The sequence below is a fragment of the Haladaptatus sp. AB643 genome (assembly GCF_024136975.1).
GTDB lineage: Archaea > Halobacteriota > Halobacteria > Halobacteriales > Haladaptataceae > Haladaptatus.
In genome coordinates, this window is the sequence record NZ_JAMYJW010000006.1 from 266304 (window position 1) to 277723 (window position 11420).

Genomic DNA, 11420 nt, shown 5'->3' on the forward strand with positions numbered 1-11420 from the left:
TTGACGGTGATTTCGAATTCCACACCCCTAGAACCAAAGGTCCGTACGGCACATCCCTAATCGATCAATCGTGTCCACAGTAGCGACGACGCTCACGGACGCTCTCGGCCTCGACGTCCCCATCGTTCAAGCGCCCATCGGAAGCGCGACCTGTCCCGAACTGGCGGCCGCCGTCGCGGACGCCGGTGCGCTCGGAATGTTGGCCATCACGTGGCGGGACGCGGCGACGACCCGTCGGCTATTGGCCGAAACCGAGCGGCGAACCGACGGCGTGTTCGGCGTGAACATCGTCGAGGATCCGAGCGCGAAGGACGTTCCGACGGAAACACATCTCGAAGTCTGTCTCGACGTCGGTGTCGAGGTGTTCTCGTTCTCGTTCGGGACCGCCGCTCCGTACGTCGAACGGATTCACGACCACGACGGCACCGTTCTCCAATCCGTCGGTAGCGCCGAGGAAGCGAAGAACGCCGTCGATGCGGGCGTGGACGTCCTCGTCGCACAGGGGTGGGAAGCGGGCGGTCACGTACAGAGCGAGGTCGCAACCCTGCCGTTAGTCCCTCGTATCGTCGATACCGTTCCCGAGACGCCCGTTATCGCGGCCGGAGGTATCGCGGATGGTCGCGGAATCGCCGCCGTCCTCACCCTCGGCGCAGCAGGTGCGTGGCTCGGGACGCGATTTCTTGCAACCGAGGAAGCCAACGTTCACCGTCGCTATCGACGGCGAGTGATCGAAGCGAACGAGACCGAGACGGTCTACGCCACCCTCTTCGACGAGGGATGGCCGGAGGTGCCACATCGAGTGATCGAAAACGCGACCGTCTCGGACTGGAACGCTGCGGGACGCCCCGAAAGCCATCGACCGGGGGAGGGGGAGGTCGTCGCGGAAACTGACGCTGGGGACCCCGTTCACAGATACGAAGATTCGCTCGCCGTTCCCGGGATGAACGGGGACGTGGAGGAACTGCCGCTGTACGCCGGGCAGAGCGCGGGATTGACCGAAACGATACGACCGGCGGGGAGGGTCATTGAAACGCTCACCGAGGAGACGATCGAAGCCTTGCAAAAGAGATGACTGACGAGCATGGAACGCTCGGTGATCCTTCGCAGTTGCTCGTCACGTTCGTTCCTCGCAAAAGCGGAAGGGGCGGGATTCGAACCACGCGAAGCCTATCAAGCTCCCACCAACAAGTTGGTGGTGCTCTACCACTGAGCCACCCTTCCTCGTCCTACCCTTGGGGCGGGACTACCTTTGTTATGGTGGCCCTGAACGGGGGAAGAATTCGATCAGACCGTGAGTTCACCGACGAGCGAATCGAGGCCTTCGGAGAGCGAGACGGTCGGTTCGTAGTCGAGTCCCTCCCTCGCCCGCGTGATGTCCGCCCTGCTGTCGTCGATGTCGCCCGGTCGTGGATCGACGTGAACGACCTCCGAATCGGAGTCGGTCACGCGGCGGATCGCCTCGGCGAGGCCGCGAACCGTGACGCTCGACCCGGTACCGATGTTGAACGCTTCTCCGACCCTGTCGGTCGTGGCGGCGCGGCAGTTGGCCTGCACCACGTCGTCGACGTGGACGAAATCGCGGGTCTGGGTTCCGTCACCTTCGATGGCGATGTCCTCGCCCTCGGTCGCACGGTCGAAGAAGGTGCGGACGACGGCGCTGTATTCGGGATTCTGCCGCGGTCCATAGATGTTGAAATACCGCAGGACGACCGTTTCGAGCCCGTAGAGGTCGGAAAATCGGCGGGCGTACTGATCGGCGGTTAGTTTGTCGATGCCATAGGGAGAGGTCGGTCGCTTTCCCGCCGATTCGTGAATCGGTACGGATTCGGGATGGCCGTACACCGCGGCACTGGAGGCGAGGACGACCCGCGCGTCCTCCCGCCGAGCGTGGTCGAGGACGAGTAGACTCCCGTCGCCGGTGACGGCGTGGCTCCGGAGCGGTTGTTCGACCGACTTCGAGACGCTGACCATCGCGGCCTCGTGAAAGACGATATCGACGCCGGACATGGCCTCATCGACGACCGTCGAATCGCGTACGTCTCCCTCGATGACGGTGACGTCCGTCGGGAGGTTACCCCGCTTTCCGGCGGAGAAATCGTCGAGGATTCGGACGTCGTTGTGGTCCACGAGCGCTTCGGCGAGGTGGCTGCCGACGAACCCCGCGCCACCCGTGATGAGAACCGTTTGGCCGCGTGGAACGACCGAGTCGTCGACCGATCGTCGTCCGCCGCTCATTCCATGTACCCCAGACCCCGGAGTCGATCTTCCACGCCGTCGAAGTCCGCTTCGACGGCTTCGGACTCTCCGGATTTACCGTAATCCCGCTGTGAGACGGCCCGCCGTCCCGGTTTGGAGTGGGGATGGAAGATTTCCTTCAACACGCGACCGTCGGCGTCGGAGGGGACCGCCTCGTCCAACGCGTGAAGCAGGGTCGGGGCGACGTCCGTAACGTTCGCTTCGTTCGCCGTCGATTCCGCTTCGATACTGGCCCCCCACGCGAAGAAGATTCCCTCGGGGCGATGACTGGCGACCTTGCTCCCGCTGTCCCTGAACACCGAACGGGTGAGCGACACGGCCGTTTCGTACCCCTCGATGCCTTTGACCACGAGGTCGGGTGAGTAGGGGTCCGTCGGGAACACCTCGTCCCCGTCGTGGACGTTCAGTGGGGCGTCGTCCGTTTCCGGGTCGGTCACTCCTTCGAACAGGGTTCGGAGTTCTTCCTTGAGCGCGGGTACGTCGGCGGGCGCGACGACGCCGGGGTCAAAGCGCATGGTGTCGTTGATGTAGACGTTACCCGACCCGTGGGCGAAGGCGACCGTTTCCTCGAAATTCACGTCGTAGAGGCTGTGGTTCCCGGGAACGTGCGTGGCGACGGAATCGACCAATCCCCGTGGAAGATGCTCGATGAGCGATTTTTCGTTGATGCCGAGGCGGGCCATTAATCCCTCGACCCGTTCCTTCGTCAGCCCCATCTTGGCGAGCGTTCCCCGCGTTCCGTTGCCGCTCTTTCGCGTCAGCAGGTTCTCGCGTTCGAGCAGCGTGTTGAGGAAGGCGAACCGAGAAATCGGACCGAAACCGTGGTCGGAGACGACGAACAGTACCGCATCACGGGATTCGATGTACTCCATCACCTCCCCCAGAATCTCGTCCAGTTGCTGGTAGTGTTCGAGAAGGACGTCGTCCTCCCAGATGAGGTGCTGGAGGCGGTCGGGGGCGGTGTAAACGAAAAAGAAAAGCCGCCACTGTTCCTCCATCAACCGTTGCATCAGGGTTCGACGCGTCGAGAGGAGCTTCGCTAGCTCCTCGCGGAACTCCTCGGGGCGGTCCCGGTACTCGTCCCACGAAAGGCCTATCTGGTAGTCCGGAATCTCGTTCGCAATTTCGTCGGCCAGTTCCGGTGGTTGGGTGAACCCGTCGTCCATCTCCGGGGTCATCATCCCGGTGACGAGCGATCCGTCGATGTCGCTCGCCGGGTACGTCATCGGAACGTTGCCGACGACGGCGGGCGAGATGATGTCCCACAGTTCCGGGCGGCGAACGTCCGCGCTGGTGTTCATCCGGTGGGTGTACCCCCGCTCCAAGTGTTGGAACCCGTACAGTCCGTGCTTATCGGGCCAGACACCCGTCGCGATCGTCGGCCATGCTAGCGGTGTCGAGTCCGGTGTCGTACTCGTTAGCGGGCCGGACGCACCCTCCTCCAGCAACCGAGAGAAGTTCGGTAGCTGTCCTTCCCCTGTCCATCGCCGAATCAAATCCCATGGGACGCCGTCCAATCCGAGGACGAACGCCCGTTCCGGGCTCTCAGTTTCCATCGACATAAGTTATCGTTGCCGGGGCAGTCCACCTGCCCGTGGCTCTATCGGTTTCACCATCGGGGTTCGCTTTGTTATGGGCTTGTTTCGAGGGGTCTGGGTGTGTCTACTCGGCGTATTTGGGACTGTTTCCGACGGTTCCACTCGAATACCGACTGGAGTACGAAAACCGTCCGAAGCACTCCGACCGGTCGGGAATGTACCCCGATGGGCAGAGCAGCAGCAGCCTACTCTATCGAAACTGAGCGACGACGAGAAAAATCGATTCGAGAGAATCGGCCGCTACCGCGGACCGATGGGCGTTCGGGTCGTCGCGGGATCGGTTCCCCGAATCGCACCCGCGATTTCGCCCATCGTCCGGACCTGAAGCCTCGCTTCGTCGCGCCGGGTTGCGAGATGTTCGAGGATCGTTCGCAATCGATCGAAGTCCCGTTCCTCCGTGAAGTTGTTCGGGTGCATCCAAAGGTGAAAAACCCCTTCGTCGGCGTCCGCAGCACGGTCGATGCCGCGCTTCGCCGAGCGAATGAGCGGGTCTCCCCAAAGCCGTTCGGTGACGGTTCGCGCCCGTCCCTCGTAACCGAACAGGAACATCGACGCCGGGATGTTCACCAGTCCGTACTCGTCGACTTCGGGTGTGACGAGCGGCGGACTCGTCCTGCTCACGAGCAAATCGATGAGCTTCCCGAGCGACTGGAAGCGCGACCCATCGTACCAGAGTTCCGGTCGCTCGCCGCGGTAGCACGTGAGTCCGTAGGCGGCGAGCACGTCCCGATGTCCGATCTTGTTTCGTGGGAAGACGAACGATTCGAGGGAGTACCCCGCGTCGTCCGCGGTTTCGATACTTCGTCGTGTCTCCGCGACTGCGACCTCGCGATTCGTCGCCTCGTCGCCGAGTTCGACGTGTGAAAACGTATGGCAGCCGAGTTCGTGTCGTGCGTCGGCGTCGATGATGGCATCGATCAGGCCGTCACCGAACCAGAACGGGTTCTCCGACGCACTGCTACCGGGGTCGCGGTCGAACCAGTCGTCCGTCGGTGTCGGATGGTTCGAGTGCGTCCCATCACACGATTCGAGAAAGAGATGACCGACGACTGCCCACGTCGCGGGGATGTTGAACTCGTCGAACAGAGCGAGAAGTCGAGACCACGACGTTCGTGCGGTCTCGACGTTCTCCTTGACCTCCGAGAGGTCGTGATACCCCCATGCGAGTTCGGCGTCGAGCGAGAGGACGACGGCGTTCATGTCTGTCGAAAACCCGGTCGGAACGCGATTAAACCGCGCCGACCGTTCAGTTTCGTTCGGGTGGGTAAGCGAGGATTACCCGGTCGATTCATTCGACAGTCACGCTCTTCGCCAGATTACGTGGCTTGTCGATGGGTCGGTCGAGGAGGGCGGCGGCGTGATACGAGAGCAGTTGCAACTGGACGTTGGCGAGGATTCCCGCCGCATCGGGGTGCGTATCGGGAATCGTCAACACGTCGTCCGCGTGCTGGAAGATCGCCTCGTTCGAATCGCTCGCCACCGCGACGACCGGCGCACCGCGAGCGTCGACTTCCTTGACGTTGTTCAGGGTCTTTTCGTCGTGACGGCCGTCGAACACGGCGAACACCGGGGTTGCCGGCGTCACCAGCGCGAGCGGTCCGTGTTTCAGTTCGCCCGCCGCGAAGCCTTCCGCGTGCTCGTACGAAATCTCCTTGAACTTGAGCGCCCCTTCCAGCGCGACCGGGAACATCGTCCCCCGGCCGATGAAGAAGTAGGACTCGCTGTCGTGGTAGCGTTTTGCGACGCGGTGAGCTTTCGTGTAATCGAGGATCTGTTGGATGTGGTCGGGCAAGTCGCCAAAGGCGGACAGCACTTCCTCGATGTCGTCGCTTCGCGTGCCGACCGTGTCCCGGACGATTCGTTCGCCGAGGAGGGACAGCGAGGCGACTTGTGAGGAGAACGTCTTCGTGGCGGCCACACCGATCTCCGGACCGGCCCGGATGAACAGCGCGTCGTCACATTCGCGTGCGGCGGTGGAGCCGACGACGTTCGTCACCGCGAGCGTCCGTGCACCGCTCGCGTTCGCTCGTCGCAAGGCCGAGAGGGTGTCCGCCGTTTCGCCGCTCTGGGTGACACCGATGACGAGCGTCTCCTCGTCCACCGGTGGCGGAGAGACGGCGTACTCGCTTGCGAGGAACGTCTGGGCAGGCACGCCGCGACGTTCCACGAAGCTGTTTCCGGCGAGACCCGCGTGGTAGGACGTCCCGCAGGCGACGAACTGAACGCGTTGAACGTCCTCGAACGTCCCTGCCGGGAAATCCTCCAGCGAGATATCGCCGGTCGTTTGGTCAACACGCCCACGGAGCGTTTGACGGAGTGACGTCGGTTGTTCGTGAATCTCCTTCAGCATGTAGTGGTCGTAGCCACCCTTCCCAGCATCCTGTGGGTCCCAATCGAACGTCTGACTGGTGCGCTCGACCGGCGTTCCATCGAGTTTCGTTATCTCGTGCTGGCCGGGTTCGATGATGACGACATCACCATCGTCGAGGAAGATCACCTCGTCGGTGAAATCCAAGAAGGCGGGGACGTCGCTGGCGAGGAAGTGGGTTCCTTCCCTGACACCGAGGACGAGCGGCGACCCCGACCGAGTCGCGTACACGGCATCGCTTCCTTCGACCAACATCGCGACGGCGTAACTCCCCGAGAGCTGTCGGATCGTCCGCCGGAACGCCTCCTCCGGCGTCGCACCGCGTTCGAGATGATCCTCGACCAGATGCGGGATCACCTCGGTATCGGTGTCGCTTTCGAACGTGTGACCACGTTCGACGAGCCCCGTTCGGAGCGACTCGTAGTTTTCGATGATGCCGTTGTGAACGACAGCGACCTTTTCGTCACAGCCGGTGTGCGGATGGGCGTTTTCGTCGGTCGGTGGTCCGTGCGTACTCCATCGGGTGTGTCCGATGCCGAGGCCGCCGGACGGGACTTCGTCTATCAACATCTCCTTCAGGTGTGATATTTGGCCTTCACGTTTGAAGACCGCTGGGCCTCCCCCGTTTTTGACGGCGAGTCCGGCCGAATCGTAGCCTCGATATTCGAGGTTTTCGAGGCCGACGAGCAACTCGTCTACCGCGTCTTGCGTTTCGCCAACTCGGGCGATGATACCACACATTAGTCGAATACCTCCCAGTTGTCACTCATTGCCGACGAAGCGTTCGCAGGTGGTTCCAATGGACGGTACGACTTCCGATATCTGTTCGTCTATCGTTCGGGAATCTCATAGGCAACTCCGCTATGTCCAATACCCCGATGTCTCCAATTCGGGGATGAACGGTAATTACGAATACCCGGATTACCTCTTTGTTATACGCCCTCTGACCGGTCTGAAGGTCGATCTTAGACCCCTCCAATGATGTCGTACTTGTCCCCGCTAGATGGATGCCGAGAAGGCATTTCGCAGGCGGTACGCTCGATACCACTCGGTACGGACCGGCTACTTTCGTTCCGTCACTGGCGGAAGCGAACGGATACCGAACTGGCCCTGCCAACACTGGATACAGACGTCCTACGGGGACGACCATCGACGTGAACGAGTTCAGTGGACGACCGCGACAAGAAAAGTGGGAACTGAATTTTCGCCGTGTCGTGTGGGCTCAGATGTTGATGGCGGATGGTTTGACCCAAATGACGAACTCATCGTCTTGCCGAACGACGCCGTGAACGGACTTGCTCTCGACCGACCCGTCCACGTCAGCGTCGTCGAGGCTGACGACTTGATTTACCTCGTCGATTACCCACCCGATGCTTCGCTCGTCTTCCGTCTCGAAAACGATCACCCGGTCACCCGCCCCGGACCCGGTCTGCCCGAGGACGGTTTTCGGGTTGACGATGGTCGTCGTCGTTCCCCGAAGGTCCATGACCCCTTCGACGTGCGGTTTCGAATCGGGCAGTTTCGTCAACTCGTGACGGTCCACAATCTCGTCGATGTGCGCGATATCGATGCAGTACTGTTTGTCTTCGAGACGAAAAACTAACACCTGTAATTCAGAAACTCTTTTTGACATGAGTGGTTCTCCTTTGGGGATCCACTTTACTGTTCCGCTGAAGGCTATCTCACGAAAACTCCGTTTCACTTCGGTTGGACTCCTCTACAATTCTAACACTTTCAAATTAAGTTTCTGTGACGAGGGTGACGGTATCTTTTTATGCTCTTGTTATCAAAGTCGATAACCGATGGGGTCTGTGGAACTGCTGCGGGTGCTCGGTAACAAATACAACGCCGAAATACTCGACGCAACACACGAACCGAAATCCGCACAGGAATTAAGCGAGGAGCTTGGTATCCCGATAGCGACCAGCTATCGCCGAATCGAAGAGCTCACCGAGGCAAACCTGCTCGAACTGACCGGGCGGGAGTTTTCGAACGAAGGTCGCCGGACGAAAGTGTACCGACGTGACATCGATAGCGTCGCAATCTCGTTTCAGAGTGATGGTATCGACGTGTCCGTCGGTGACCGTCCCGAAGTCGAGAACGCATTGGTAGACGTGTGGCGCGACCTGAAGGAGCAACAGTAACCCGTACAGTCCGTACAGTCCATAGTTCCGTGCTCTTCGGCGTCACACTCGCCATCTCGGGGTTCTCGATGGTTACGTTCGCCGTCAGTGGTATTCCCGGGCCGAACGATGAACGCCGTTCTAGCTCTTCATCGGCTTTCCCTTCGTCGTTCCTACGGTCATCGCGACAACCGTCAGTGCGTTCACGTACGGGTTCGAAGGTGATCTCCCTCCTCAGATTAGACGCAAACTTGTCATTGATGATTATATGACTGTTCGGGCAGTGTTAATTATATGCAGATGAGCGACCAAAACGAATTTTCTCCGTTAATGGCCTTATTTTGGATTATATTGCCATTATAGACCGTCTAAGAACGATATCACACCTGATAATTGGATACGTAGATTTAATACAATCCTTTGATTCGTTCCGCATAGAGTCCGAACCGTGATACATTTCGGTTCGGACATGAAGTGAGAAATCATGAAAGACGCAATTCAACAGCGCCTCAATAACAGAGGTCAGGTCGGTATCGGAACGCTCATCGTGTTCATCGCGATGGTGCTGGTCGCGGCGATTGCGGCCGGTGTACTCATCAACACGGCGGGCTTCCTCCAGTCGAAGTCCCAGCAGACGGGCCAAGACAGCACGGCACAGGTCTCCAACCGCGTCGAAGTCGTCTCCGGCTTCGGTAACGTGACGGACGCCGAACAAGTAGATTACATCAACCTGACCGTCATGCGCGGATCAGGTTCGGACGACATCAATCTCTCCACGGCCACCATCGAGTGGATCGGCCCGAACAAGGCAAAGACGCTCGTGGCGGGGAACATTTCACAGGTCAATACAAACGGTAGCAAGTATTTCAACGTCACTGATATCAAGGACGAGGACGGCTCCGCACCGGTCCTCAACAGTCAAGACGACCGATTCACCATCTCGATGAACGCTGGTACCATCGGTGGTAGCGACCTCGGAGAGGGTCAAACAGTTGACCTCAAACTCACCACGCAGTACGGTGCAGTCACGCTCTACCGCGCAAACATCCCACAGTCGCTCTCCCAAGAGAGCGCGGTGACGGTCTAAAGTACTAAAATGAAGGACGCAATCCAACAGCGCCTCAATAACAGAGGTCAGGTCGGTATCGGAACGCTCATCGTGTTCATCGCGATGGTGCTGGTCGCCGCGATCGCGGCCGGTGTACTCATCAACACGGCGGGCTTCCTCCAGTCGAAATCCGAGCAGACGGGCCAAGACAGCACGGCACAGGTCTCTAACCGCGTTCAAGTCGTCTCCGGCTTCGGTAACGTAACGACGCTGAACAGCAGCGGTGCTTACGACCCGAACGGAAAGGAGTACGTCGATACGGTCAACTTGACGGTCATGCGCGGATCGGGTTCGGACGATATCAACCTCTCCACGGCCACCATCGAGTGGATCGGCCCGAACAAGGCAGTGACGCTCGTGAACGGCAGCAATGCGAACGGTACCCAATTCACCGTCTCGGCCATCAAGGACGGCGACGAATCGGTTCCCGTTCTCAACAGTCAGGACGACCGCTTCACGATCTCCCTGAACGCGTCGGGAATCGCTGGAAACAACGTCTACGGACTCTCCGAGGGCCAGACGGCTGAACTTCGACTCACCACGCAGTACGGTGCAGTCACGCTCTACCGCGTGAACGTCCCGCAGTCGCTCTCCCAGGAGAGCGCGGTGACGGTCTAACCAAGTATTCTCTTTCTTTTTGGTGCAACCTCTCCCCAATCATGAGTCACTACGTTTCTTTGAAAAGGTAGATTTTTTATCCCCTACAATAATTCCAATCCGTGACATCGCTGTTTACTCTCGAAAAAGAGGCCGACGCTGAACGCCTCGTCACGGTGCTCGGCGAAAGCAACAACGACACCGTTCGACAGCGAGCCGCAGAAATCCTCGGCGACCTCGACGTCCCGGATGACGAGGTCGTGGACTCACTGACGACGGCCGCACAGGACGATCCGAACGCTGCGGTTCGAGCAGCCGCCATCGACGCCCTCGACCAACGGGAAGCGGTCGAACAACTCATTGCGGCCATCGTTGGCGAAGAGATCAGCGGAAGTAGAGCGGAGTGGGCGCGAGCGGAGGAACTCACGGATGCGCTCACGTCCGATCAGCCGGAACTTCGAATGGCCGCCGCGAACGTTCTCGGACGGATCGGGAGCCGCTCTGCGACCGAGGATCTGATTCGGCAGTTGTCGGACCCGGATCCCCGAGTTCGCTCGCGTGTCGCGCGTGCACTGGGACGGCTTGAGGACAAACGAGCAGTGTCCCACCTCGCCGAGCGACGAACCGACGAGGAAGTCGAAGTCCGCCGGGAGACGGCGGAAGCGCTCGGTCGGATGCAAGGGGACGAGGCGCTTTCCGCTCTGCTCGGCATGCTCAACGACCCTGCCGAAGCGGTGCGACGAATCGCCGCCGGGTCGCTCGGGACCTTCGGTAGTGAGAGACCTCTCGACGCCCTCATCGAACTGTTAGGGGACAAATCGGATGCGGTTCGAAAAGCGGCCGTGTTCTCCCTCATCGAGTTGCTCTCGAACGTACCACCGGAGAAGAGCCACGAGCTCCGGGAGACGATGGTCGAAAAGCTCAGTACGAGCGAGCATCGTGTCGTCGTCACGTCGCTCGTCGAGATCATCGAAGAGGGATCACAGGCACACCAGCGCCGTAACGCGACTTGGTTGCTTGGTCGGGTGACAGGTACCCAAAACCGGTGGGAAGCAATCGAGACACTCGTGGGGGTGTTGGACGCCGACGACGGTATGACGGCACAGTTCGCCGTCACCAGCCTCGCAGCGATCGGCGGTAAATCGGTCGAAACTGCGCTCCTGGAAGTGCTCTCCGACTCCGAAGCGACGACGGATGCACAAGCAATGGCCGCGTTCGGTCTCGGGAAGGTCGGGGGTGAACGCTCACGGGAACGGCTCGACGATCTCGTAGATACGACCGAGGACGAGGAGGTCCGAAAGCGTGCTTTCTCCGCGCTTTCGAAACTCGGTGGAAGAGCATAATATCAGAAATCAAATCTAAATAATACC

General features: G+C 60.0%; 10 protein-coding genes and 1 tRNA gene. 5 read left to right on the forward strand and 6 right to left on the reverse strand.

Going from position 1 to position 11420, the window contains the following annotated elements:
* The first annotated feature begins 70 nt into the window (after nt 1-70).
* Entirely contained in the window at nt 71-1072 is a 1002-nt protein-coding gene (locus tag NKF25_RS14315; RefSeq protein WP_253227325.1) for a nitronate monooxygenase, read from the forward strand.
* A 64-nt stretch (nt 1073-1136) separates the two neighbouring features.
* Here NKF25_RS14315 and NKF25_RS14320 read toward each other — a convergent pair.
* The 6 genes from NKF25_RS14320 to NKF25_RS14345 form a co-directional block, all read right to left on the reverse strand.
* A tRNA-Ile gene (locus tag NKF25_RS14320) sits at nt 1137-1221 on the reverse strand.
* A 63-nt stretch (nt 1222-1284) separates the two neighbouring features.
* The gene (locus NKF25_RS14325) at nt 1285-2235 is read right to left on the reverse strand and encodes an NAD-dependent epimerase/dehydratase family protein (RefSeq protein WP_253227326.1); all 951 of its coding nucleotides are present in this window, start codon (nt 2233-2235) and stop codon (nt 1285-1287) included.
* The gene (locus NKF25_RS14330; protein WP_253227327.1) at nt 2232-3812 is read right to left on the reverse strand and encodes an alkaline phosphatase family protein; all 1581 of its coding nucleotides are present in this window, start codon (nt 3810-3812) and stop codon (nt 2232-2234) included. The genes NKF25_RS14325 and NKF25_RS14330 overlap by 4 nt, the downstream gene beginning before the upstream one ends.
* A gap of 282 nt (nt 3813-4094) precedes the next feature.
* Nucleotides 4095-5054: a polysaccharide deacetylase family protein gene (locus NKF25_RS14335; protein WP_253227328.1), complete on the reverse strand. Its 960-nt coding sequence runs from the start codon at nt 5052-5054 to the stop codon at nt 4095-4097.
* 88 nt (nt 5055-5142) lie between these two features.
* On the reverse strand, nt 5143-6963 hold the full coding sequence (gene glmS, locus NKF25_RS14340) for a glutamine--fructose-6-phosphate transaminase (isomerizing) (RefSeq protein ID WP_253227329.1): 1821 nt from the start codon (nt 6961-6963) through the stop codon (nt 5143-5145).
* A gap of 481 nt (nt 6964-7444) precedes the next feature.
* Nucleotides 7445-7855 (reverse strand): chemotaxis protein CheW, encoded by a 411-nt coding sequence (locus tag NKF25_RS14345; protein ID WP_253227330.1) that lies wholly within the window; start codon nt 7853-7855, stop codon nt 7445-7447.
* Between the two features lie 169 nt (nt 7856-8024).
* On the opposite strand from NKF25_RS14345, the gene NKF25_RS14350 reads away from it, so the two are divergent.
* The 4 genes from NKF25_RS14350 (at nt 8025) to NKF25_RS14365 (ending at nt 11393) form a co-directional block, all read left to right on the forward strand.
* Nucleotides 8025-8366, forward strand: coding sequence for a helix-turn-helix domain-containing protein (locus NKF25_RS14350; RefSeq protein ID WP_253227331.1), 342 nt, complete (start codon nt 8025-8027; stop codon nt 8364-8366).
* A gap of 463 nt (nt 8367-8829) precedes the next feature.
* On the forward strand, nt 8830-9432 hold the full coding sequence (locus NKF25_RS14355) for an archaellin/type IV pilin N-terminal domain-containing protein (protein WP_253227332.1): 603 nt from the start codon (nt 8830-8832) through the stop codon (nt 9430-9432).
* Nucleotides 9433-9441: 9 nt separating this feature from the next.
* On the forward strand, nt 9442-10071 hold the full coding sequence (locus NKF25_RS14360; protein ID WP_253227333.1) for an archaellin/type IV pilin N-terminal domain-containing protein: 630 nt from the start codon (nt 9442-9444) through the stop codon (nt 10069-10071).
* A gap of 101 nt (nt 10072-10172) precedes the next feature.
* The gene (locus NKF25_RS14365; RefSeq protein ID WP_253227334.1) at nt 10173-11393 is read left to right on the forward strand and encodes a HEAT repeat domain-containing protein; all 1221 of its coding nucleotides are present in this window, start codon (nt 10173-10175) and stop codon (nt 11391-11393) included.
* The last annotated feature ends 27 nt before the right edge of the window (nt 11394-11420 follow it).